Source organism: Thermomonas aquatica, from assembly GCF_006337105.1.
In the GTDB taxonomy this organism is placed as follows: Bacteria; Pseudomonadota; Gammaproteobacteria; order Xanthomonadales; family Xanthomonadaceae; genus Thermomonas; species Thermomonas aquatica.
In genome coordinates this window covers 702310-725208 of record NZ_CP040871.1, presented here as the reverse complement: position 1 = coordinate 725208, position 22899 = coordinate 702310, and the positions used below count along the sequence as shown (strand labels likewise).

22 protein-coding genes, 9 tRNA genes and 1 other RNA gene are annotated in these 22899 nt (G+C 68.7%); 25 read left to right on the top strand and 7 right to left on the bottom strand.

Annotated features, from left to right (window positions below; genetic code table 11):
• Window positions 1-6 precede the first annotated feature (6 nt).
• Window positions 7-91: transfer RNA gene (locus tag FHQ07_RS03355), tRNA-Leu, on the bottom strand.
• A gap of 137 nt (window positions 92-228) precedes the next feature.
• On the opposite strand from FHQ07_RS03355, the gene FHQ07_RS03350 reads away from it, so the two are divergent.
• The 12 genes from FHQ07_RS03350 (at window position 229) to FHQ07_RS03295 (ending at window position 9995) form a co-directional block, all read left to right on the top strand.
• Window positions 229-305, top strand: a tRNA-Pro gene (locus FHQ07_RS03350).
• A gap of 66 nt (window positions 306-371) precedes the next feature.
• Window positions 372-448, top strand: a tRNA-Arg gene (locus FHQ07_RS03345).
• A 23-nt stretch (window positions 449-471) separates the two neighbouring features.
• Window positions 472-548: transfer RNA gene (locus FHQ07_RS03340), tRNA-His, on the top strand.
• A gap of 70 nt (window positions 549-618) precedes the next feature.
• Window positions 619-694, top strand: a tRNA-Lys gene (locus tag FHQ07_RS03335).
• Between the two features lie 301 nt (window positions 695-995).
• Window positions 996-2288 (top strand): trigger factor, encoded by a 1293-nt coding sequence (gene tig, locus FHQ07_RS03330; RefSeq protein WP_139715340.1) that lies wholly within the window; start codon window positions 996-998, stop codon window positions 2286-2288.
• 28 nt (window positions 2289-2316) lie between these two features.
• The gene (clpP, locus tag FHQ07_RS03325) at window positions 2317-2943 is read left to right on the top strand and encodes an ATP-dependent Clp endopeptidase proteolytic subunit ClpP (RefSeq protein WP_139715339.1); all 627 of its coding nucleotides are present in this window, start codon (window positions 2317-2319) and stop codon (window positions 2941-2943) included.
• Window positions 2944-3083: 140 nt separating this feature from the next.
• Window positions 3084-4394: an ATP-dependent Clp protease ATP-binding subunit ClpX gene (gene clpX, locus FHQ07_RS03320; RefSeq protein ID WP_139715338.1), complete on the top strand. Its 1311-nt coding sequence runs from the start codon at window positions 3084-3086 to the stop codon at window positions 4392-4394.
• 162 nt (window positions 4395-4556) lie between these two features.
• Window positions 4557-7004: an endopeptidase La gene (gene lon, locus FHQ07_RS03315; protein WP_139715337.1), complete on the top strand. Its 2448-nt coding sequence runs from the start codon at window positions 4557-4559 to the stop codon at window positions 7002-7004.
• Between the two features lie 216 nt (window positions 7005-7220).
• Window positions 7221-7493: an HU family DNA-binding protein gene (locus FHQ07_RS03310; protein ID WP_139715336.1), complete on the top strand. Its 273-nt coding sequence runs from the start codon at window positions 7221-7223 to the stop codon at window positions 7491-7493.
• Between the two features lie 106 nt (window positions 7494-7599).
• A tRNA-Val gene (locus tag FHQ07_RS03305) sits at window positions 7600-7674 on the top strand.
• Between the two features lie 121 nt (window positions 7675-7795).
• Window positions 7796-7872: transfer RNA gene (locus tag FHQ07_RS03300), tRNA-Asp, on the top strand.
• A 155-nt stretch (window positions 7873-8027) separates the two neighbouring features.
• On the top strand, window positions 8028-9995 hold the full coding sequence (locus FHQ07_RS03295; protein ID WP_139715335.1) for a SurA N-terminal domain-containing protein: 1968 nt from the start codon (window positions 8028-8030) through the stop codon (window positions 9993-9995).
• A 73-nt stretch (window positions 9996-10068) separates the two neighbouring features.
• Here the strand turns inward: FHQ07_RS03295 and FHQ07_RS03290 are convergent, their stop codons facing one another.
• The 3 genes from FHQ07_RS03290 to gloB are packed head-to-tail and all read right to left on the bottom strand — an operon-like array spanning window position 10069 to window position 12314.
• Entirely contained in the window at window positions 10069-10857 is a 789-nt protein-coding gene (locus FHQ07_RS03290; protein WP_139715334.1) for an enoyl-ACP reductase FabI, read from the bottom strand.
• Between the two features lie 45 nt (window positions 10858-10902).
• Complete coding sequence (locus FHQ07_RS03285) at window positions 10903-11556, bottom strand: lytic transglycosylase domain-containing protein (protein WP_139715333.1); 654 nt, start codon at window positions 11554-11556, stop codon at window positions 10903-10905.
• The gene (gene gloB / locus FHQ07_RS03280; protein WP_139715332.1) at window positions 11553-12314 is read right to left on the bottom strand and encodes a hydroxyacylglutathione hydrolase; all 762 of its coding nucleotides are present in this window, start codon (window positions 12312-12314) and stop codon (window positions 11553-11555) included. Before gloB ends, FHQ07_RS03285 begins: the two co-directional genes overlap by 4 nt.
• 51 nt (window positions 12315-12365) lie before the next feature.
• Here gloB and FHQ07_RS03275 point away from each other — a divergent pair, with 51 nt between their 5' ends.
• Genes FHQ07_RS03275 through dnaQ form a run of 3 tightly spaced genes read left to right on the top strand, consistent with a single transcriptional unit; the run spans window position 12366 to window position 14241 of the window.
• Window positions 12366-13040 carry a class I SAM-dependent methyltransferase gene (locus FHQ07_RS03275; RefSeq protein ID WP_139715331.1) on the top strand — a complete coding sequence of 225 codons (675 nt, stop codon included), beginning with the start codon at window positions 12366-12368 and terminating at the stop codon, window positions 13038-13040.
• Window positions 13037-13495 (top strand): ribonuclease HI, encoded by a 459-nt coding sequence (gene rnhA / locus FHQ07_RS03270; protein WP_139715330.1) that lies wholly within the window; start codon window positions 13037-13039, stop codon window positions 13493-13495. The genes FHQ07_RS03275 and rnhA overlap by 4 nt, the downstream gene beginning before the upstream one ends.
• On the top strand, window positions 13495-14241 hold the full coding sequence (dnaQ, locus tag FHQ07_RS03265) for a DNA polymerase III subunit epsilon (RefSeq protein WP_139715329.1): 747 nt from the start codon (window positions 13495-13497) through the stop codon (window positions 14239-14241). The genes rnhA and dnaQ overlap by 1 nt, the downstream gene beginning before the upstream one ends.
• Window positions 14242-14245: 4 nt before the next feature.
• On the opposite strand, the gene FHQ07_RS03260 is transcribed toward dnaQ, so the two are convergent.
• Together FHQ07_RS03260 and FHQ07_RS03255 are read right to left on the bottom strand one after the other, a co-directional pair.
• Complete coding sequence (locus FHQ07_RS03260) at window positions 14246-14950, bottom strand: PP2C family protein-serine/threonine phosphatase (protein WP_139715328.1); 705 nt, start codon at window positions 14948-14950, stop codon at window positions 14246-14248.
• A gap of 232 nt (window positions 14951-15182) precedes the next feature.
• Window positions 15183-15273 (bottom strand) — tRNA-Ser (locus FHQ07_RS03255).
• 96 nt (window positions 15274-15369) lie between these two features.
• On the opposite strand from FHQ07_RS03255, the gene FHQ07_RS03250 reads away from it, so the two are divergent.
• Entirely contained in the window at window positions 15370-15777 is a 408-nt protein-coding gene (locus tag FHQ07_RS03250; RefSeq protein WP_139715327.1) for a DUF6165 family protein, read from the top strand.
• A gap of 15 nt (window positions 15778-15792) precedes the next feature.
• Here the strand turns inward: FHQ07_RS03250 and FHQ07_RS03245 are convergent, their stop codons facing one another.
• A complete protein-coding gene (locus FHQ07_RS03245) occupies window positions 15793-16845 on the bottom strand; it encodes a glycosyltransferase family 9 protein (protein WP_139715326.1) in 1053 nt (350 codons plus the stop codon).
• A 21-nt stretch (window positions 16846-16866) separates the two neighbouring features.
• Between FHQ07_RS03245 and FHQ07_RS03240 the strand changes: the two genes are divergently transcribed.
• The 9 genes from FHQ07_RS03240 (at window position 16867) to dnaX (ending at window position 22897) form a co-directional block, all read left to right on the top strand.
• On the top strand, window positions 16867-17610 hold the full coding sequence (locus tag FHQ07_RS03240) for a 3-deoxy-D-manno-octulosonic acid kinase (protein ID WP_139715325.1): 744 nt from the start codon (window positions 16867-16869) through the stop codon (window positions 17608-17610).
• A gap of 1 nt (window position 17611) precedes the next feature.
• The gene (locus FHQ07_RS03235; protein ID WP_139715324.1) at window positions 17612-18376 is read left to right on the top strand and encodes an MBL fold metallo-hydrolase; all 765 of its coding nucleotides are present in this window, start codon (window positions 17612-17614) and stop codon (window positions 18374-18376) included.
• Entirely contained in the window at window positions 18373-19380 is a 1008-nt protein-coding gene (gene moaA / locus FHQ07_RS03230; protein WP_139715323.1) for a GTP 3',8-cyclase MoaA, read from the top strand. Before FHQ07_RS03235 ends, moaA begins: the two co-directional genes overlap by 4 nt.
• 19 nt (window positions 19381-19399) lie before the next feature.
• The gene (gene moaC, locus FHQ07_RS03225; protein ID WP_139715322.1) at window positions 19400-19891 is read left to right on the top strand and encodes a cyclic pyranopterin monophosphate synthase MoaC; all 492 of its coding nucleotides are present in this window, start codon (window positions 19400-19402) and stop codon (window positions 19889-19891) included.
• A complete protein-coding gene (locus tag FHQ07_RS03220) occupies window positions 19888-20133 on the top strand; it encodes a MoaD/ThiS family protein (protein WP_139715321.1) in 246 nt (81 codons plus the stop codon). Before moaC ends, FHQ07_RS03220 begins: the two co-directional genes overlap by 4 nt.
• Window positions 20126-20554 carry a molybdenum cofactor biosynthesis protein MoaE gene (locus FHQ07_RS03215; protein WP_139715320.1) on the top strand — a complete coding sequence of 143 codons (429 nt, stop codon included), beginning with the start codon at window positions 20126-20128 and terminating at the stop codon, window positions 20552-20554. The genes FHQ07_RS03220 and FHQ07_RS03215 overlap by 8 nt, the downstream gene beginning before the upstream one ends.
• Before the next feature lie 83 nt (window positions 20555-20637).
• Window positions 20638-20730: transfer RNA gene (locus FHQ07_RS03210), tRNA-Ser, on the top strand.
• Window positions 20731-20778: 48 nt separating this feature from the next.
• Window positions 20779-20875: signal recognition particle sRNA small type (gene ffs, locus FHQ07_RS03205), an RNA gene on the top strand.
• A gap of 294 nt (window positions 20876-21169) precedes the next feature.
• Complete coding sequence (gene dnaX, locus FHQ07_RS03200; RefSeq protein ID WP_139715319.1) at window positions 21170-22897, top strand: DNA polymerase III subunit gamma/tau; 1728 nt, start codon at window positions 21170-21172, stop codon at window positions 22895-22897.
• Window positions 22898-22899 lie beyond the last annotated feature (2 nt).

Genomic DNA, 22899 nt, shown 5'->3' with positions numbered 1-22899 from the left:
CGAAGCTGGTGCGAAAGAGGGGACTCGAACCCCTACGCCTTGCGGCACTGGAACCTAAATCCAGGGCGTCTACCAATTCCGCCACTTTCGCGCGCCGGCATTGTAGCCGCCTGCTGGCGCGGACTCGCGTTGACATGCGGGCCGCGCGGCCGGACAATGCGCGGCCTTTCGTGACGCTGGCGCGTCGCGGAGGCCTGCAAACGCAGAATGCGGTATCGGTTCCGTCGGCGGGGTATAGCGCAGTCTGGTAGCGCGCCTGCTTTGGGAGCAGGATGTCGGGGGTTCGAATCCCTCTACCCCGACCACTCCGATGCGGGTTCGCGCAAGCGGACATGCGGTTGCGAAGCGGCGATGCGACAATTCCGGCTCGGGCGTCCGTAGCTCAACCGGATAGAGCACCGGCCTTCTAAGCCGGCGGTTGCAGGTTCGATTCCTGCCGGGCGCGCCAATTGCGGTGGCAAGACAACTTTGGTGGGTGTAGCTCAGTTGGTTAGAGCACCGGATTGTGATTCCGGGGGTCGTGGGTTCAAATCCCATCATCCACCCCAAATTTGTGCAGGTGCGCGACGGCCTCATCGTTGCATGCATGCGGGCGGTTGCTATAAAATGTTTCTTCTCGGGCCGTTAGCTCAGTTGGTAGAGCAGTTGACTCTTAATCAATAGGTCCAAGGTTCGAATCCTTGACGGCCCACCAAGTCCCGAGACGCCCGGCTCCTACGCCGGGCGTTTTCTTTTGGGCGTTCGGCGCGGGTTCGAGCCTGGGTTCGCCTGCCCGCAGCTGCGCCGCCCGGGATCCCGGTTCGCCCATGGCGGCCCGCCGGGTTCCGGGATGCCCGGCCCCGCGCCGGGCGCCGGCTTTTCGGGCCCGGTTCGACGGGTCGTGACAGCAGGCCCGGCATCGGCGAAACTATCGCGTTCCGCGCGGGGCTTCCCGTGCACCTTCAACCCAATCGCGCACCGGGTTCGCGCCGAACCCGCCCAGGAGTCATCGCATCATGCAAGTCCAGGTCGAATCCACCGGTAACCTCGAACGCCGCGTCACCCTCAGCCTGCCGGCCGGGGACGTCGACAGCCAGGTTGGCGGCCGCCTGCGCGAAATCGCGCGCACCGTCCGCATCAAGGGCTTCCGCCCGGGCAAGGTGCCGACCTCGGTGGTCGAGCAGCGTTTCGGCGGCCAGGTGCGCGCCGAGATCCTCGACGGCCTGCTGCGCCAGGGCATGGACCAGGCCGTGCGCGAGAACGAGCTGCGCGTGGCCGGCGCCCCGCAGATCAGCCAGGCCGACGAGGCCGGCGAGGGCGAGCTGAAGTACGTCGCCTCGGTCGAGCTGATCCCGGAGTTCGGCGACCTCGACATGACCAAGCTGGAAGTCGTGCGCCACACCTCGGAAGTCTCCGACGCCGACATCGAGCGCATGCTCGGCAACCTGCAGCAGCAGCGCGCCAGCTGGAGCAAGGTCACCCGCGCCGCCAAGGCCGGCGACCTGGCCAACCTCGAGACCTACAGCGTCATCGACGGCCAGCGCATGCCGCCCGAGGGCGCGGAAAAGACCAGCACCGTGCTCGGCTCGGGCGCGATGTATCCGGAAGTCGAGCAGGCCATCGCCGGCATGCAGCCGGGCGAGGAAAAGACCATCGACGTGACCCTGCCGGGCGACTGGCACATGCCGCAGTTCGCCGGCAAGACCGTGACCTCGACCTTCAAGCTGGTCGACGTGGCCGAACAGGTGCTGCCGGAAGTCGATGCCGCGTTCATCCGCAGCTTCGGCGTGAAGAGCGGCGATGCCGAACAGTTCAAGGCCGAGATCCGCAGCAACCTGGAGCGCGAGCTCAAGGGCGCGCTGATGAACCGCCTGCGCCGCGAAGTCGGCGAGAAGCTGGTCGCCGCCTACCAGGACGTGGAACTGCCGCCGCGCCTGGTCGAGAACGAGGCGCGCGCGCTGCTGGCCAACGCCACCGAGCAGGCCCGCCGCCAGGGCCAGCAGGTGCAGGCCGGTGCCGAGGCCTACATGGACGCCGCGCGCAAGCGCGTGCTGGTCGCCCTGCTGGTGGGCGAAGTCGCCCGCCGCAACCAGCTGCGCCTGGAGCAGGCGCGACTGAACGAAACCATGCAGCTGATCGCCTCCACCTACGAGCAGCCGCAGCAGGTCATTGATCTCTACCGCAACGACCCCCAACTCATGCAGGGCCTGCAGTCGCGGGTGATGGAAGAGCAGGTGATCGACTGGATCGCCGAGCGCGCCCAGCACACGGACCAGGCGATCGGCTTCCAGGAAGCGATCGGCCAGTAAGCCGTACCCTACAACCTAGCGAGAAACCATGGATCACCTGACCAAAGCCCTGAACCTCGTGCCGATGGTGGTCGAACAGACCAGCCGCGGCGAGCGCGCGTACGACATCTATTCGCGCTTGTTGAAGGAGCGGGTGATCTTCCTGGTCGGCGGCGTGGACGACCACGTCGCCAACGTGATCGTGGCGCAGCTGCTGTTCCTCGAGGCCGAGAACCCCGAGAAGGACATCAGCCTGTACATCAACTCGCCCGGCGGCGTGGTCACCGCCGGCATGGCGATCTACGACACCATGCAGTACATCAAGCCGGACGTGAGCACGATCTGCGTCGGCCAGGCCTGCAGCATGGGTGCGCTGTTGCTCGCCGCCGGCGCCAAGGGCAAGCGTTACGCGCTGCCGAACGCGCGCGTGATGATCCACCAGCCGTCCGGCGGCTCGCAGGGCCAGGCCACCGACATCGAGATCCAGGCGCGCGAGATCCTCACCCTGCGCCAGCGCCTCAACGAGGTGCTGGCCAACCACACCGGTCAGTCGCTGGACGTGATCGCCCGCGATACCGAGCGCGACAACTTCAAGAGCGCCGAAGCCGCCCGCGACTACGGGCTGGTGGACGAAGTGCTGGTGCGCCGTCCTGACGAGTCGATCCAGGCCGGCTGAATGCGCTCCATGCGGGCCGGATCCACGGCCCGCAGCCCGCGTCCTGAAGCGGTTTCACGTGATTTCCGGCCCCGCTTGGCCCGGCGGGGGCGTATGGTATTCTCGGGCCGAAGCCGTGAAGCGCGGCGAGTGAGCAACGAATGAGCGAAGACCGTCAGGGACGTACCACCGGCGACAGCACCAAGATCCTGTACTGCTCCTTCTGCGGGAAGAGCCAGCACGAGGTACGCAAGCTGATCGCGGGTCCCAGCGTGTTCATCTGCGACGAATGCGTCGAGCTGTGCAACGACATCATCCGCGAGGAGCTGGAGGAAAAGGCGCAGTCCACGCGCAGCTCGCTGCCGAAGCCGCGCGAGATCCTCGACGTGCTCGACCAGTACGTGATCGGCCAGCAGCGCGCGAAGAAGACCCTCGCGGTCGCCGTGTACAACCACTACAAGCGGATCGAGAGCCGGCAGAAGTCGGACGACGTCGAGCTCGCCAAGTCCAATATCCTGCTGGTCGGCCCGACCGGCTCGGGCAAGACCCTGCTGGCGGAAACGCTGGCGCGCATGCTCAACGTGCCGTTCACCATGGCCGATGCGACCACGCTGACCGAAGCCGGCTACGTCGGCGAGGACGTGGAGAACATCATCCAGAAGCTGCTGCAGAAGTGCGACTACGACGTCGACAAGGCGCAGCAGGGCATCGTCTACATCGACGAGATCGACAAGATCTCGCGCAAGAGCGAGAACCCGTCGATCACCCGCGACGTCTCCGGCGAAGGCGTGCAGCAGGCGCTGCTGAAGCTGATCGAGGGCTCCGTCGCCAGCGTGCCGCCGCAGGGCGGGCGCAAGCATCCGCAGCAGGAATTCCTGCAGGTCGACACCCGCAACATCCTGTTCATCGTCGGCGGCGCGTTCGCCGGGCTGGACAAGGTGATCCAGCAGCGCAGCACGGAATCCGGCGGGATCGGCTTCGGCGCCAAGGTGAAGAGCGCCGAGCGCAAGGCCGACATCGGCCAGGTGCTGGCCAACGTCGAGCCCGAGGACCTGATCAAGTACGGCCTGATCCCGGAATTCGTCGGCCGCCTGCCGGTGGTCGCGACCCTGGAGGAGCTGGACGAGGCCGCGCTGGTCAAGATCCTGACCGAGCCGAAGAACGCGATCACCAAGCAGTTCAGGAAGCTGTTCGACATGGAGGGCGTGGAGCTGGAGATCCGCCCGGACGCGCTGGCCGCCATCGCCAAGAAGGCGCTCAAGCGCAAGACCGGCGCGCGCGGCCTGCGCACCATCGTCGAATCGGTGCTGCTGGACACCATGTACGACCTGCCGTCGCTGGAGAACGTCAGCAAGGTGGTGGTCGACGAATCGGTGATCGAGCACAAGTCGGAGCCTTATCTGGTCTACAAGAGCGCCGGTTTCGACAATGCCGCGGAACCGCCGCTGCCGAAGGTCGCCTCGGCCGACTGAGCCCGTCCGAACATCCCGAGAGGCCGCCGCAAGGCGGCCTTTCCGTTGGAGGAATGCCGTATTTCACGGCCAGCTTGCGACGCCGCTTGCATCCTGCGCGGGACAACCCCATAACCGTGGCTGTGGGCGCCTATCCTGCGCGCCCAGGCATTTGGAGCCCGCATGACCGCCACCACCGAACATTCCCACGCAGGGCAGGAGCGCCACGTCCTGCCGATCCTGCCGCTGCGCGACGTGGTGGTGTTCCCGCACATGGTGATCCCGCTGTTCGTCGGCCGCGACAAGTCGATCCGCGCGCTGGACATCGCGATGGAAGGCGACAAGCGCATCCTGCTGGTCGCGCAGAAATCCGCCGAGACCGACGACCCGGGCGCCGCCGACCTGCACCCGATCGGCACCCTGGCGCAGGTGCTGCAGCTGCTGAAGCTGCCGGACGGCACGATCAAGGTCCTGGTCGAGGGCCTGGCCCGCGCCCACGTCGATGAAGTGAGCGAAGCGGATGGCAGCCTGTCCGGTGCCGGCGTGGTGGTCGAATCCGCGGACACCCGCGAGGCGCGCGAACTCGACGCGATCGCGCGTTCGCTGATGGGCCTGTTCGAGCAGTACATCAAGACCAACCGCAAGCTGCCGCCGGAACTGCTGCAGACGCTTTCGGGCATCGACGATCCCTCGCGCCTGGCCGACACCATCGCCGCGCACATCGGCGTGCGCCTGTCCGACAAGCAGAAGCTGCTGGAGACGCTGGACACCGCCGAGCGGCTGGAGCTGCTGGTCGGCCTGGTCGACGGCGAGATCGACGTGCAGCAGATGGAGAAGCGCATCCGCGGCCGGGTCAAGTCGCAGATGGAGAAGTCGCAGCGCGAGTACTACCTCAACGAGCAGATGAAGGCGATCCAGAAGGAGCTCGGCGAGCTGGACGACGCGCCGAACGACCTCGACGAGATCGCCCGCAGGATCGCCGCCGCCGGCATGCCGAAGGTGGTGGAGGCCAAGGCCAGGAACGAGTTCAACAAGCTCAAGCAGATGTCGCCGATGTCGGCCGAGGCCGGCGTGGTGCGCAACTACCTGGATTGGCTGCTCGGCGTGCCGTGGAAGAAGCGCAGCAAGGTGCGCAAGGACCTGAAGGTCGCGCAGGACACGCTGGACGCCGACCACTACGGCCTGGAGAAGGTGAAGGAACGCATCCTCGAATACCTCGCGGTGCAGTCGCGGGTGTCGAAGATGAAGGGCCCGATCCTGTGCCTGGTCGGCCCGCCCGGCGTCGGCAAGACCTCGCTGGGGCAGAGCATCGCCAAGGCGACCAACCGCAAGTTCGTGCGCATGGCGCTCGGCGGCGTGCGCGACGAAGCGGAGATCCGCGGGCATCGCCGTACCTACGTCGGTTCGATGCCGGGCCGGATCGTGCAGAACCTCAACAAGGTCGGCAGCAAGAACCCGCTATTCGTGCTCGACGAGATCGACAAGATGTCGATGGACTTCCGCGGCGATCCGTCCTCGGCGCTGCTGGAAGTGCTCGATCCCGAGCAGAACCACACCTTCAACGACCATTACCTGGAGGTCGATCTCGATCTCAGCGAAGTGATGTTCGTGGCGACATCGAATTCGCTGAACATCCCCGGCCCGCTGCTGGACCGCATGGAAGTGATCCGCATCCCCGGCTACACCGAGGAGGAGAAGCTCAACATCGCGATGCGCTACCTGGTGCCGAAGCAGCTCAAGGCGAACGGCTTGCGCGAGGGCGAGCTGAAGATCGCCGACAGCGCGATCACCGACATCATCCGCTACTACACCCGCGAATCCGGCGTGCGCAACCTGGAGCGCGAGATCGCCAAGATCGCGCGCAAGGTGGTCAAGGAGATCGCGCTGAAGGGCCCGCAGCCGAAGGGCGCGAAGGAGAAGACGGTCACCGTCACCGCCAAGAACCTCGACAAGTACCTGGGCGTGCAGCGCTTCGATTTCGGCCGCGCCGAAGCGGAGAACGAGATCGGCCTGGTCACCGGCCTGGCCTGGACGGAGGTCGGCGGCGACCTGCTGCAGATCGAATCCACGCTGGTGCCGGGCAAGGGCGCGCTGATCCTCACCGGCCAGCTGGGCGACGTGATGAAGGAATCGGCGTCGGCGGCGCTGAGCGTGGTGCGCGCGCGCACCGAGCGCCTCGGCATCGACCTCGACTTCCTGCAGAAATACGACGTGCACGTGCACGTGCCGGATGGCGCCACGCCGAAGGATGGGCCGAGCGCCGGTATCGCGATGGCGACCACGCTGGTGTCGATGCTGACCAAGATCCCGGTGCGCCACGACGTGGCGATGACCGGCGAGATCACCCTGCGCGGGCGGGTCAGCGCGATCGGCGGCCTGAAGGAGAAACTGTTGGCGGCGCTGCGCGGCGGGATCAAGACCGTGATCATCCCCGACGAGAACAAGAAGGATCTCGCCGACATCCCGGCCAACGTCACCAAGGGCATGAATATCGTGCCGGTGAAGTGGATCGACGAGGTGCTCGACCTCGCGCTGGAACGTCCGTTGCCCGGGCGCGCAGTGAAGGCCGAAGCGGAGCAGCCGCCGTTGCCGAAAAGCGAGGATGCCGCGCGAGCCGATGTCAAGCATTGATCCGCGGTTTGCGCGCCTTTCGTCGGCGAAGCGCTGGAACCCGCGCCAGCATTAGCTTTCCGTGTTGCATGCGAAAAAAACGGCTGGTATAAGGTTTGCAACCGCGGCGCGCACCGATTGTGCGTTGCGGCAGCCAACCGGAATGCGGCAGGGGAGCGTCGCGATTCCGGTCACCCAATATTCGCGCCACATTCCGTACAGGGAGTCATCAAGCAAATGAACAAAGCCGATTTCGTAGATGCCATCGCCGACGCCGCCGAACTTTCCAAGGCCGACGCCGGCCGTGCCGTCGATGCGATGGTCGCCGCCATCACCAAGGCCCTGAAGAAGGGCGATACCGTGACCCTGGTGGGCTTCGGCACTTTCTCGGTTCGCAAGCGTGGCGCCCGCACCGGCCGCAACCCGCGCACCGGCGAGACGATCAAGATCAAGGCGTCCAAGAACCCGGCGTTCAAGGCCGGCAAGGCGCTCAAGGATGCGGTCAACTGATCCGCATCGCATCGCATCGCGGATCCAGCGAAAAGCCCGGCCATGCGCCGGGCTTTTCGTTTCCGCACTATCGAAGGCGCGCCGCCGCTGCGATAATGCGCGCGCCGGGCACTTAGCTCAGCGGTAGAGCGGCTCCTTTACACGGAGCGGGTCGGGGGTTCGATCCCCTCAGTGCCCACCAGGAAAGCGCACCTGCTTCCTGCCGTCGCCCCGGCGATGGCATGGCGGGTGACCGCCATGGAAGGCGGAACCGAAAAAAGCTTGCGGGAATTTTCCAGCCCCGCTATCATTGTCAGCTCAGCGGAGTGGTAGTTCAGTCGGTTAGAATGCTGGCCTGTCACGCCGGAGGTCGCGGGTTCGAGTCCCGTCCACTCCGCCATTTTCATTCGATTCTGCAGTTCGGGAGCCCCGCAGCGATGCGGGGCTTCTTTTTTTTTCGCGTTTCCGGGATTCGGCAGCGCGCCGTGGGCGAAGCCGCGGATATGGGCCGCGTGGCGCGCTAAACTAGCCTGCTACGCCATATCGCCCATGCCCATGCTGCAGAAACTCCGCGACAAGACCTCCGGCTGGATCGCCACCGCCATCCTCGGCTTGCTGATCATCCCGTTCGCTTTCTTCGGCATGGAGTCGTACCTGTCGCAACGGGTCGACACCTATGCGGCGCGGATCGCGCAGCCGCCGTCGTGGTGGGCGTCGGCGCCCGAAGTATGGCCGTTGACCTACCTGTGGAACACCAAGGAGATCGCCAGCAGCGAGTTCCGCCAGCGCTTCGAGATCGCGCGCATGCGCGCCCGCGAGGAGCAGGGCGACAAGTTCGACGCGAAGGCCTTCGAGTCGGTGGAGAACAAGCGCAAGATCCTCGACGACATGATCGACGAGCAGGTCATGCGCATGGCCGCGGAGCGCGACGGCATCGTCATCAGCGATGGCGAAGTGCGCAGCCAGATCCAGCAGATCCCGGATTTCCAGGTCGACGGCAAGTTCGACGCCGACCGCTACCAGCTGCTGCTGGCCTCGCAGAGCCCGCCGCAGACGCCGCGCGAGTTCGAGCAGAAGGTGCGCGACAACCTGCATTACGGGCTGGTTCCCAGCCGCCTGTCGCAATCCGCGTTCGCCACCGACCGCGAGGTCGACCGCATCCTGCGCCTGCTGTCCGAACAGCGCGACGTCAGCTTCGTGACCATGCCGCCGGTGCCGGCCGACGGCGCGCCGGTGAGCGCGGCGGACATCGGCAGCTGGTACAAGGCGCATGCCTCGACCTATCGCAGGCCGGAGACGGTGCGCCTGGAGTATGTCGAGGTGGACGGCAGCGCGCTGCCGGCTCCGGTGATCGACGAGGCGCTGCTGCGCAAGCGCTACCAGGAGCAGAGCGCGAAGTACTCGACCGCCGAACAGCGTTCGGTCTCGCACATCCTGGTGCAGGTGGCGGCCGGCGCCAGCGCCGCCGACAAGCAGGCCGCGGAAGCGCGCGCCAACAAGCTGGCCGCGGAGGCGCGCGCGCCGGGCGCGGACTTCGCCGCGCTGGCGAAGGCGAATTCCGACGATGCCGGTTCCAGGGACAAGGGCGGCGACCTCGGCCTGATGACCAAGGGCGGCCTGCCGGGCCCGTTCGAGGACGCCGCGTTCGCGATGCAGGCCGGCGAAGTGCGCGGGCCGGTGAAGAGCGATTTCGGTTGGCACATCATCAAGGTCAACGAGATCCGCGCCGGCAACCAGCAGCCGTTCGAGGCGGTGCGCGCGCAACTCGAAACCGAGCTGCAGCAGACCGAACGCGATCGCGCGTACAACGAACTCAGCGGCAAGCTGGTGGATGCGGTGTACAAGAACCCGACGTCGCTCGAGCCTGCCGCGCGGGCGCTGGGCCTGGCGGTGCAGACCACGCCGGCGTTCAGCCGCGCCGGCGGGCCCGGCATCGCCTCCGACCAGAAGGTGTTGCGGGCGGCGTTCTCCGATTCGCTGATCCAGGACGGGACCGCCAGCGACCCGATCGAGCAGGGGCCGAACCGCAGCGTGATCATCCGCGTGGTCGACCACGAACCCGAAGCGCCGTTGCCGCTGGCGACCGTGTCGGATGCGGTGGTCGCGGCGATCCGCGCCGATCGCCAGCGCAAGGCCGCGGATGCCGCCGCCAGCGCCCTGGTGAAGGCGGCGAAGGCGAAAGGCCTGGCCGCCGCCGCGGCCGACGCCAAGCTGGTGATGGCGGAGGCCAACGGCATCCTGCGCCGCAGCCCGACGCCGTCGCCGCAGGCGGTGGAGGCGTTCTTCAACGCGCCGCGCCCGCAGGACAACCTGGCGACGGTCGACAAGGTCGAGCTCGGCGGGCAGTACATCGTGTTCGCGATCCGCGCGGCGCGCGACGGCGACCTGACCAAGGCCACCGCCGAGGAGCGCAAGCAATTGCGCGACCAGTTGTCGCAGGTGGCGGGCGGCGACGCGCAGCAGGCTTACGTGAAGTCGGCGCGCGCCAAGTACCAGATCAAGGTCGCCGAAGACCGCCTGTAATCGCGGCTCAGGCGGCACCTGCGAAAACGCCCGGCATTGCCGGGCGTTTTCGCATGGAACGGTGCGGCGGGATTCACTCGATCCCGCTCATCCCCATGATGTTGTAGCCGGCATCGACATAGGTGATCTCGCCGGTGATGCCGTTGGCCAGGTCGGAGCACAGGAAGGCGGCGGTGTTGCCGACGTCCTCGATCGTCACCACGCGGCGCAGCGGGGCGACCGCCTCGAACTGGCTGAGCATCTTGCGGAAATTGGCCACGCCGCTGGCGGCCAGGGTGCGGATCGGGCCGGCCGAGATCGCGTTGACGCGGGTGCCTTCCGGGCCCAGCGCCATCGCCATGTAGCGCACCGTGGCCTCCAGCGAGGCCTTGGCCACGCCCATCGTGTTGTAGTTGGCCAGCGCGCGCTCGGCGCCGAGGTAGCTCAGGGTCAGTATCGAGCCGTTGCGGCCCTTCATCAGCGGGCGCGCGGCCTTGCCCAGCGCGGCCAGCGAGTAGGCGCTGATGTCGTGGGCGACGTGGAAGCGCTCGCGGTTCACGCCGTCGAGGAAATCGCCCTCGATCGCCTCGCGCGGGGCGAACGCGATGCAATGTACGAGGATGTCGAAGCCGTCGCTCCAGTGCTTGCCCAGCTCGTCGAAGCAGGCGTCGATCTGGCCGTCGTCGGCCACGTCCAGCGGCAGCACGATCTTGCTGCCGTATCCGGCGGCGGCGTCCTCGACGCGCGACTTCAGCTTCTCGTTCTGGTAGGTCAGCGCCAGTTCCGCGCCTTCGCGATGCATGGCATCGGCGATGCCGGTGGCGATCGAACGCTGGCTGGCGATGCCGGTGACCAGCGCGCGCTTGCCTTGCAGGAAACCCATGGTGTTCTCCGTGCCAAAAAGTGGGGGTAGAGCAAAGGCTCCAGTCTAACCGTTGGGGCGGCGCGGGTCAGTCGGGCGCGGGACCAGGCAGGCCAGCGCGTGCAGCTTGTCGGGGTAATGGCGGGTGATCGAGGACAGGCCTTTCGTCCCGCCCCTGCGCTTGGCCGCACGCACCGCGCCTTCGCCGGCGTTGTAGGCCATCGCGGTCCAGCGCCAGTCGCCGCCGAACATCCGGTGCAGGCGCTGCAGGTAACGCACCGCGGCGCGGGTGGAGGCGTCGGCGTCCAGCCGCTCATCGCGCCCGGAACGCACGGCGAGCCCGTTGCGGCGGGCGGTGGCGGCGGTGAACTGCCATAGCCCGACCTGGCCGCCGGGGCTGCGCGCGTTGCTGCGGTAACGGCTTTCGACGAACGGGATCAGGGCGAATTCGCTGGGCAGGCCGGCGCCGTGCAGGGCCGCGATGACCCGGGCGAATTCCGCCCGCAACTGCCTCTCGCGCGGGTTGCGCAGGCGTTTGGGGACATCGCCGTAATGGGCGCGCCAGCGGCGCGGCGCCTTGCCGCATTCGGGGTCGGCGAGGTTGTCCCAGAACCCGGTGGAAATCGCCTGCAGCGATGCCTCGAGCCTGGCCGCGGATCCGGCCGCTGCCGGCATCGCCGCGAGCAGGACGATCAGGCAGGTCGCGGCCAGCGTCTTCATGCGCGGAACCCGTCCTTCCAGCGACGCAGTTCGGCGAAGGCCTCGACCTCGTCCAGGCGGCGCCCGGCATGGGTTTCGATGGCGGCGCGGAGGGCGGCCTCGTCGCTGCGCAGGAACGGATTGCAGGCGCGCTCCGAAGCCAGCGTCGAGGGCAGCGTCGGCCGTCCGCCTTCGCGCAGGGCGCGCGCCTGCGCCGCGCGTTCGCGCAAGGCCGGATGGCCCGGTTCCACCGCTAGCGCGAACGCCGCATTGGCGACGGTGTATTCGTGCCCGCAGCAGACCCGTGTCTCGCCCGGCAGCGCGGCCAGCGCGCGCAGCGAGGCGCGCATCTGCGCCGGGGTGCCCTCGAACAGCCGCCCGCAGCCGAGGCTGAACAAGGTATCGCCGCAGAACAGCAGGCCCTCGCCGTGGAAGGCGATGTGGCTGAGCGTATGGCCCGGGATTTCCAGCACGTCGAAGCGCCATGGCCCGGCTTCGATGCGGTCGCCATCGCCCACCCGTTCGCTGGCGAACCGGATGCGCTCGTCGTGCGGGCCGATCACCGCCAGCCCCGGCCAGCGTCGCAGCAGCTCCGGCACGCCGCCGACATGGTCGCCGTGGTGGTGGGTCAGCAGGATCGCGTGCGGTGGCGGCGCATCGGCGAGCGCGGCCAGCACCGGCGCGGCTTCGCCGGGATCGACGATCAGCGCGCGGCCATCGGCATCGCGCAGCAGCCAGATGTAGTTGTCGTCGAACGCGGGCAGCGGCTGCAAATCCATGCGTTGTCCAGTCGTGACGGGTCGCGGCCTTTCCCGCAGAATCCCGATGGTATGCCCGCGACCCCGCCGACGTCCGCATTCCGCCGCCCGCCGGAGCCCGCCGCCGCGGCCGCCTGGTTCGCCGGCGTGGCCGGGCAGGCGATCCTGGCCAGCGAGGCCGACAGCCTGCGCCAGGCCGCGCTCGATCGTCCCGGGCAGGCCGGCCTGTGGCTGTGCCCCAGCGGGATGGGCGAGGGCGAGGTCGAACTGCCGTTGCTGCGCCTGCGGGCCGCGGCGCGCGGCTTCGAGGGCGATGTGCGTTGCGGATTGCCGCTGCCGCTGCCCAGCGACTGCTGCGGCGTGGTGGTGGTGCAGCACCTGGCCGACATCAGCGCGGACCCGGCGGCACTGCTCGAGGAATGCGCGCGGGTGCTGGTGCCGGGCGGACGCCTGTGGCTGCTGGCCCTGAACCCGCTGTCGCCGTATCGCCTGCGCTGGCGCGGGCAAGGGCCGCGGGTGGCCGAACCGGTGACCTGGCGGCGCCGCCTGCGCGCGGTCGGGCTGGCGCCGGATGCGGTGTCCCGCGGACTGGGGCCGACCTGGTCGGTCGCCGCCGAGCCCGCCGTGCAGGATGGCGCGGGCTTGCGTGCGGCTTTCCTGCTGCGTGCGGAAAAGCGTCGCACGCCGCTGACCCCGATGCGGGCGCCGGCGAAAGCGCGCTGGCAGCCGGGGATGCCCACCGCATGAGCCAGCCGCGCAAGCAGGTCGACATCCATACCGATGGCGCATGCCTGGGCAACCCGGGGCCCGGGGGCTGGGGCGCGCTGCTGCGCTGGCGCGGCATCGAACGCGAACTGTCCGGCGGCGAAGCGGACACCACCAACAACCGGATGGAGCTGCTGGCGGCGATTTCCGCGCTGGAGGCGCTGAAGGAAGGCTGCGACGCGACCCTGCACACGGATTCGCAATACGTCCGCAAGGGCATCACCGAATGGATGCCGAACTGGGTGCGCCGCGGCTGGAAGACCGCGGGCGGCGACCCGGTCAAGAACCGCGATCTGTGGGAGCGCCTGCATGCCGCGGCGATACTGCACAAGGTGGATTGGCGCTGGGTCAAGGGCCATTCCGGCGATCCGGACAACGAACGCGTGGATCAATTGGCGCGCGCGGCGGCAGTGAAGATCAAGGAGCAGGCAGGCTGATGCAGGCGGATGCGGCAAGGCGGGATGCGACCAGGCAAGTGGTGCTCGATACCGAGACCACCGGCCTGGAATGGAAGAAGGGCAACCGGGTGGTCGAGATCGGCTGCGTGGAACTGGTCGAGCGCCGCCCGACCGGGCGCACCTTCCATTGCTACCTCAACCCCGACCGCGAGATGGAGCCCGGCGCGCAGGAAGTCACCGGCCTGACCCTGGAATTCCTCGCCGACAAGCCGCGCTTCCCCGAGGTGGCCGACGAATTCCTGGCCTTCGTCGAAGGCGCCGAACTGGTGATCCACAACGCGGCCTTCGACATCGGCTTCCTCGATGCCGAACTGGCGCGGCTGGACGGCTACGCCGGCATGGCCGCGCGCTGCACGGTCGAGGATTCGCTGCTGCTGGCGCGGCAGCGCTTCCCCGGCCAGCGCAATTCGCTGGATGCGCTGTGCAAGCGGCTCGGGATCGACAATTCGCAGCGGCAGCTGCACGGCGCGCTGCTCGATGCGCAGATCCTGACCGACGTCTACCTTGCGCTGACCTCCGGGCAGGGCGAGATCGGCTTCGCCAGCGAGGCGGCCGTCTCGGTGGTGGAGCAGCAGGCCGCGCGGCTCGGATCGGCGGCGGATGCCTCGCTGCGGCCGCGCGTGCGGGTCGAGTCCGGCGAGGCCGAAGCCCATGCGGCGCGCCTGCTCGGACTGCAGAAGAAGGCCGGGCGCTGCCTGTGGCTGGAGCTCGAACCCGCCGGTTAGGGCGCTAGTGCCGGCGCACCAGGACCACGGTCACGTTGTCCGAACCGCCGCCGTCCAGCGCCGCCGCGACCAGCCCGTCCACGCATTCCTGCGCGCTGCATTCCTGGTGCGCCAGCACCTTGGCGATGCTGCGGTCGTCCACTTCCTCGGTCAGACCGTCGCTGCACAGCAGCAGCTGCATGCCCGGGCGCAGTTCGCCGGTCAGGGTTTCCACGTTGAGCTGCTGCGGGTCGGTTACCCCGAGCGCCTGCGTCACCACGTTGCGATGCGGGTGGCTGCGCGCCTGGTCGGCGGTGATCGCGCCCTGCGCGATCAGTTCCTGCACATAGCTGTGGTCCTGCGAGATCTGGGTCAGCGCGCCGTCGCGCCACAGGTAGACGCGGCTGTCGCCGACCCAGGCCACCTCGAAGCGCGGGCCGTTGACCCTGGCGGCGACCACCGTGGTGCCCATCGGCAGGCTGTCGCCGCGGCGCTTGGAGCAGCGGATGATTTCCTCGTCGGCGATCCGGATCGCCTCCGCCAGCGGCGCGCCGCCGCGGATCTCGCGGACGATGGCTTCGCGCGCCAGCGCGCTGGCGACCTCGCCGTACTCGTGCCCGCCCATGCCGTCGGCGACCAGCCACAGCCCCAGTTCGCTGTCGCCGTAATACGTGTCTTCGTTCAGTTCCCGGCGCAGGCCGACATGGCTGAGGTGTCCGAATTCGATCATGCGGGCGATATTCGTCCGGGGCTTGAGGGGGCTAACGGAATCGCGCGGGGGAACCGGACGCGTCAGCGGAATCTAGCGGGTTTGTTCGTGCAGGTGGTGCGAAGGCGGGGCGCGCATGCCGGGGATGGGCCCGGACAAGCATGGCCCTCGCCCTGCAGGCGGCCGTTCGCCGATCCGCGTCGCCAGTCCGCCGCGGATACGAAAAACGCCCGCGAGGGGCGTCTTTCGTAACTGGCGGAGAGGGGGGGATTCGAACCCCCGGTACGCTATAAACGTACGCCTGATTTCGAGTCAGGTACATTCAACCACTCTGCCACCTCTCCGGAAACATTGGTGCGCAGCGAGCCGGGAATGATACGGGGCGAGCCGCCCGCGGGCAAGGCGCTACACTGGCCGCCCGTCCGAACCCGCGCCCGCCCATGTCCGAAATCCTCGTCCCCGTGTCCTTCGGCGAACTGCTGGACAAGATCGCGATCCTGCAGATCAAGTCCGAGCGCATGTCCGACGCGGCCAAGCTGGCCAACGTCCGCAACGAGCTGGCCGCGCTGGAAACCACCTGGGCCGCGCATCCGGCCGCCGCGCAGGACATCGCCGCGCTGCGCGCCGAGCTCAAGGCGGTCAACGAACGCCTGTGGGTGATCGAGGACGACATCCGCCTGAAGGAAAAGGCGCAGGCCTTCGACGCCGAGTTCGTGCGCCTGGCGCGCGCCGTGTACTTCGAGAACGACACCCGCGCCAGGGTGAAGAAGGACATCAACCTGGCATTGGGCTCGGCCTATGTCGAGGAGAAGTCGTACCAGGACTACGGCAGCGGGCAGGGCGCCTGACCCGGTCGGGAACGGTCAGCCGATGGCGCCGCGGTAGCGCTCGAATGCGGCGATGGCGTCGTCCACCGTCACCAGGTCCATCACCCCCTCGGCCTCGATCTTGGTTCCCCACTTGAGTTCCGAAGCCGGCCGGCCGCGGTACTTGCGCGCGGCATCGTCGTAGCGGTCGACGCAGTAGCGCCGATCCGAATACGGGCCGCTGCGGTTGGGGTTGCTGGCGGCGTGCAGGCCCAGCACCTTCGTCCCCATCGCGTTGGCGATGTGCATCGGCCCGGAATCCGGGGTGACCAGCAGGTCGGCGCGGGCCAGCAGGGCGGGCAGCTGCTTGAGGGTGTCCTTGCCGATCAGGTCGAGCGCGCTTTCCCGGCGTTGCATCGCGGCCAGGATCGCGTCGCCCGTGCGCCGCTCGAGTTCGCTGCGCCCGCCGCACAAGACGATGCGCCAGTCCTGCGCCGCCGCATGGTCGGCCAGGGCCGCGCAGCGGTCGGCGCGCCAGTTGCGCAACGCATGGCTGGAACAGGGCGAGATCACCAGGCTGCGCCGGCCATCGTCCGCCCACTGCGCCCGCGCCCATTCATGGGCCTCGTGCGGAACGGGCATTTCCCAGGTCACGCCATCGCGCTGCAGGCCCAGCGGCTCGGCGAAGCTGGCGATCGCGTCCAGCACATGGATCCCCGGGCGATCGGCGATGCGTTCGTTGATGAACAGGCCGTGGCCGTCCTTGCTGCGCGACCTGTCGTAGCCGATCCGCCGCCGCGCCGGGATGAACGCGGACAGCAGGTTGGCGCGGGCCGAGACCTGCAGTTGCAGCAGCACGTCGAAACGCCCGCCGCATTGCCGGCGCACGTCGCGCATGCCCTTGATTCCGGACTTCTTGTCGTATTCGATGAAGCGCACGCCGGGCAGGCCGTCCAGCAGCCGATGTTCGCCCTTGCCGATCACCCAGGCGATCTCCGCCTCCGGCCATGCCTTGCGCAGCGTGTGCAGCAGGGGCAGCACATGGGTGACGTCGCCCAGCGCGGACAGGCGCAGCAGGCAGATCGAACGCGGTGCGCTGGCTTCGCTCACGTGCTTGCTAAACTCGCATGGATGACGGGATTCGACGCCAACGAACACCTGACGCCATTCCGCGACGCGCGCGGCTACGGCGCGATTCTGTTCGACCGCACGCAGTTGCGGCAACCCGACCCGGCCTGGTTCTCGCCCGCGCACTGGGGCGAGGCCGCGCAGGCGGTGGCCGAAGGCGGCCGCGGCGGCGCCTGGTTCATCGAGACCGGCGAGGGCGATGCCGTGCTGCGCCAGTACCTGCGCGGCGGCTGGGCGGCCAGCCTGAGCCGCGACGGCCACCTGTGGCGCGGCATCAACTGCGTGCGCAGCTTCGCCGAGTTCCGCCTGCTGCGCGCGTTGCGCGAGAAGAAGCTGCCGGTGCCTATGCCGTTCGCCGCCTATTACCGGCGCGAAGGCCTGCATTACCGCGCGGCGATCCTGATGCAGCGCCTGCCGGGCGTGCGCAGCCTGGCCGAACTTGCCGCGGCCGGCGAAGCGCCGTGGGAGGCGGCGGGCCAGCTGGTCGCGAAGTTCCATCGCGCCGGCCTCGACCATGCCGACCTCAACGCGCACAACATCCTGTTCGATGCGCAGGGCCGCGGCTGGATGATCGATTTCGACCAGTCGCACCTGCGCATCCCCGCCACGCATTGGCGCAACGCCAACCTCGAGCGCCTGCAGCGTTCGCTGCGCAAGCGTCGCGGCAGCCGCAGCCTCGAGCAGGTCGATGCCGGGTTCGCGCGGCTGCGTGTGGCCTACGACGCCGCGTGGCAACGTGGCTACTGACATGGATACGGAAAGCCGCTGGCGACTGCGCCTGCTCGGGGTCGGCAATGCCTCGGCGGTGGAATTGGGCTCGGCGATGGCCACCATCGAGCGCGATGGCGCGCCATGGCTGACCATCGACTGCGGCGGCGAGGGCCTGACCGCTTACCAGGCCGCCCATGGCGGCATCCCGCGCGCGCTGTTCATGACACACGCGCACATGGACCATGTGGCCGGCTTCGAGCGCCTGTTCGTCGCCAGCTATTTCGATCCGGCCCATCGCGGCGAAGTGCGGTTGTACGTGCCGGTCGCCTTGCTGCCGCTGCTGCACCAGCGCGTGGCCAGCTATCCGAACGCGCTGGCCGAGGGCGGGGTGAATTTCTGGGACGCATTCCGGGTGATCCCGGTCGGCGACCACTTCTGGCACGACGGGGTGCGGCTGGAGGTGTTCCCGGTGCGCCACCACTGGCCCGATACCGCGTTCGCGCTGCGCCTGCCGGGCAGCCTGGTGTGGACCGGCGATACCCGGCCGATCCCGGAAATGCTGGCCAAGTACGCCGCCCGCGACGAACTGATCGCGCACGACTGCGCGCTGGAAGGCAACCCGTCGCACAGCGGCATCGACGACCTGGAGCGCGAATATCCGCGCGAGCTGCTGGCGCGTTGCCTGCTCTACCACTACGCCAGCGCGGAAGACGGCGAACTGCTGCGCGCGCGCGGCCACCGCGTCGGCGCGCCCGGCGAGATCGTCGCCCTGCGCGCGCCTGCAGGCACGGAGCCGGGATGAACCAGCCGTTGCCGCGCGACACGCTGGCGCGGCCATTGCGGGACCTGCGGTTGTCGCTGATCGAGGCCTGCAATTTCCGCTGCCCGTATTGCATGCCGGCCGACCGGATCGCCGACGACCATGGGCTGGATGCCGCCTCGCGGCTGTCGTTCGACCAGATCGAGACCTTGGTGCGCGGCTTCGCCCGGCTCGGCGTGCGCAAGCTGCGCTTGACCGGCGGCGAACCGCTGCTGCGCAAGCGTTTGCCGGAACTGGTGGCGCGGCTGGCGGCGATCGAGGGCATCGACGACCTGGCGCTGACCAGCAATGGCTCGCTGCTCGCCGCGCAGGCGCGGGCCCTGCGCGCTGTCGGGCTGCGCCGGATCACGGTCAGCCTGGACACGCTGGACGCCGATGCGTTCCGCGCCCTGTCCGGCGGCCGCGGCGAATTGCGCGACGTGCTGGCCGGGATCGAGGCCGCGCAGGCCGCCGGCTTCGCCCCGATCAAGCTCAACTGCGTGGTCCAGCGCGGAGTGAACGATGCCGGCATCGAAGCCCTGGCCGGATTCGCCCGCGAGCATGGCCACGTGTTGCGCTTCATCGAATACATGGACGTCGGCACCTGCAACGGCTGGTCGCGCGAACGGGTCGTGCCCTCGGCGGAACTGCGCGACCGCATCGCCGCGCGCTGGCCGCTGCGCCCGCTGGACCCGAACTACCGTGGCGAGGTGGCGGAGCGTTATGCCTACGCGGACGGGCAGGGCGAGGTCGGTTTCGTCAGTTCGGTCAGCGCGCCGTTCTGCGGCGACTGCCATCGCGCCCGCGTGTCCGCCGACGGCCAGCTGTATACCTGCCTGTTCGCGGGGCAGGGCCACGACCTGCGCGGCGTGCTGGCGCAAGGCGAGGACGCGCTGGCCGCGCATGTCGCCGGCCTGTGGTCGAGGCGTGCGGACCGCTACAGCGAAATCCGCAGCGAGGCCGGCGCATCGCGCAAGCACGTCGAGATGTACCTGGTCGGCGGCTGATACAGGCGATAATCGCGGCATGGCACGCAAGGCGAAAACGCTAACCCACCTCGACCCGGCCGGCCGGCCGGCGATGGTCGATGTCTCCGCGAAGCAGGCAACCGTGCGCCAGGCGCAGGCCGAATGCAGGGTGAGGTTCCCCGCCGACGTCGCCGCGCAACTCCATGCCAATGGCCTGAAAAGCGCCAAGGGCGGCATCGTCGATACCGCCATCGTCGCCGGCACCATGGCGGTCAAGCGCACCCACGAACTGATCCCGTTCTGCCATCCGCTGCCGATCGACGGCTGCCGCTTCGCCATCGACTGGCACGACGCGCGCACCCTGCGCATCGACTGCACGGTCAAGACCGTGCACCGCACCGGCGTCGAAATGGAAGCCTTGGCGGGGGCTACGGTGGCGGCGTTGACCGTGTACGACATGTGCAAGGCGCTGAGCCACGCCATCGTGCTCGGCCCGGCCAGGCTGCTGGGCAAGCGCGGCGGCAAGCGCGACGTGGGATCGCTGGCATGAGCCGGCGGGTGGAGGTGCTGTACTTCGCGGCCTTGCGCGATGCGTCGGGAGTCGCCAGCGAACGGCTGGACACGCAGGCCGCGGACCTGGCCGCGCTCTACGCCGAGCTGCAGGCGCGCCATCGGCTCCCGTTCCCGCAACGCCAGCTGCGGGTGGCGGTGGCCGGCGAGTTCGCGCACTGGGGCGATGCCGTGCGCGACGGCAGCACGGTCGCGTTCATTCCGCCGGTGTCCGGTGGCTGAGCTGCCGCGTTTCCGCCTGGCCGATGCGCCGTTCGATGCGGCTGGCCTGCAGGCGCGCCTGCAGGACGCCCGCGCCGGCGCCTGCGCCGGCTTCGAGGGCCGGGTGCGCGACCATCACGATGGCCGCGCGGTGGCCGGCCTGCGCTACGAGGCCTACGCCGAGCTCGCCGAACGGGAGGGCGAGGCGATCGTCGGCGACGCGTTGAAGCGCTTCGACATCATCGACGCCGCTTGCGTGCATCGCGTCGGCGACCTCGCCGTCGGCGAACTGGCGGTATGGGTCGGCGTATCCGCCGCGCACCGCGATGCCGCCTTCGCCGCCTGCCGCTGGATCATCGACGAGGTCAAGGCGCGGGTGCCGATCTGGAAGCACGAGCGCTACGCCGAGGGCGATGCCGGCTGGCTGCATCCCGGGCGGTGAGCGGTTTCCTTGTCCCGCGGCGGGCCAGCCGCTAAACTGCGCGGCCCGGAATGCCGCCGCGACGCGGCAGGCCGGGTTCCAGCGGAGAGGTGTCCGAGCGGTTGAAGGAGCACGCCTGGAAAGTGTGTAAGCGTCTAAACCGCGCTTCGGGGGTTCGAATCCCCCTCTCTCCGCCATTTTCGCTTCAGCACATCGTCGCGCACCAGACTGTCTCCATGGTGGCCCCGTCGGCCCCTCGCGACGCTAGGTCGAAAACCCCGCCAGGGCCGGAAGGCAGCAACGGTATCGACTGACGCGGGTGCCGAGGTCAGCCGGCGGGGCCATCGCCCGTTTTGGCGATGCCCAAAACGGCCCACGATTCCGCTGCGCGAAATCGCGGGTCCCGCGAGGTGCTTCCGATCCCCGCTCGCTGCGCGAGCGCCCCCTTACCAAGGGGGGTATCCATGGGCTGCGCCCATGAATCCCAAAGTTCGCTACGCAAACTTCGGGCCCCGGCTCATCCTTCCAGCACCCCCGGCGCTGCGCGCCACCCCCTTGGCTCGAGGGGGTTGAAGAGCGGTTGTCCATCGCCTGCATTCATCGAAGCGGAACGCCGGCGCATGCCACAATGTGGGCATGTCCTACCTCGTCCTCGCCCGCAAGTGGCGGCCCAAGCGTTTCGCCGAACTGGTCGGGCAGGAGCACGTCGTCCGCGCGCTGACCAATGCGCTGGATACCGGCCGCGTCCACCATGCGTTCCTGTTCACCGGCACCCGCGGCGTCGGCAAGACCACCATCGCGCGGATCTTCGCCAAGTCGCTGAACTGCGAGCGCGGCATCAGCGCCGACCCCTGCGGCGAGTGCGAGACCTGCCTGGCGATCGATGCCGGCCGCTACATCGACCTGCTGGAGATCGACGCCGCGTCGAACACCGGCGTCGACAACGTGCGCGAGCTGATCGAGAACGCGCAGTACATGCCGTCGCGCGGCAAGTACAAGGTCTACCTGATCGACGAAGTGCACATGCTGTCGAAGCAGGCGTTCAACGCGCTGCTGAAGACGCTGGAAGAGCCGCCCGGGCACGTCAAGTTCCTGTTCGCCACCACCGACCCGGAGAAACTGCTGGTCACGGTGCTGAGCCGCTGCCTGCAGTTCAACCTGAAGCGGCTGGACGAGGCGCAGATCCGCGGCCAGATCGCGAAGATCCTGGGCGCGGAAGGGATCGAGGCCGACGACGATGCGGTGCGCCAGCTGGCGCATGCCGCCGACGGCAGCCTGCGCGACGGGCTGTCGCTGCTCGACCAGGCGATCGCCTACACCGGCGGCAGGCTCGATGGCGCGGCGGTGGCGGCGATGCTGGGCACGGTCGACCGCAATCGCGTGCAGGCGCTGCTGTCGGCGCTGGCCGATGGCGATGGCGCGCGCTTGCTGGACGAAGCCGCGCAACTCGCGGAGTTCTCGCCGGACTGGGGCAGCGTGCTGGATGCGTTGTCCGAAGCGCTGCACCGGATCCAGGTCAAGCAACTGGTGCCGACGGTCGAAACCGGCAGCGACGCGATCGATGTCGATGCGCTGGCCGCGCAGCTGCGGCCGGAACTGGTGCAACTCTGGTACCAGATGGCGCTCAATGGCCGCCGCGACCTCGGCTATGCGCCGAGTCCGCGCAGCGGTTTCGAGATGAGCCTGCTGCGCATGCTCGCGTTCCGCCCGGGCGAAGCCGGCGCGCAGGCGTCGCTACCACGCGCTGTGGTGCCGTCGGCGAATGCCGCTGCATCCGCCACGCGTGCGCAGGCGCCAAGCGCGGCTGCCGAACAGGCGCGCGCCGTATTGGCCGAATCTGCGCCACGCCCGCAATCGTCTGCCGCAGTCGCACCGCCGGCAGCGGCCGTCCCGCCCGCACCGATGCGCGTGGCCGAGCCGCCAGCGGTCATGCCCGCGGCGCCATCGATGCAGGCCGCCAGCGCGATGCTGGTGACCGACAGCGAGCACTGGCTGGAACTCGTCGCGCGCAGCAGCCTGCGCGGACCAGCGCGGTTGCTGGCCGAACATGCGGCGTTCGTGGCGCATGCCGACGGCGTGTTGCGGCTGACCCTGGCCCCGGGCGATGAACACCTGAAATCGCCGAGCCTGGTGCTGCAATTGGGCGATGCCCTGTCTTCATTGCTGGGCGGTACGGTGCAATTGCGCTTCGAAACCGGCGAGCCGCGCGGCGACACCGCGCGGGTGCGCAATACGCGCGAACGCGAGGAAAGGCAGGCCGGCGCGGAACAGGGCTTCGCCGCCGACCCGGACATCCAGCGGCTGGTGCAGGTGCATGGCGCGCAGATCGTGGCGGATTCGATCCGCCCGCTCGGCGAGGCTTGATT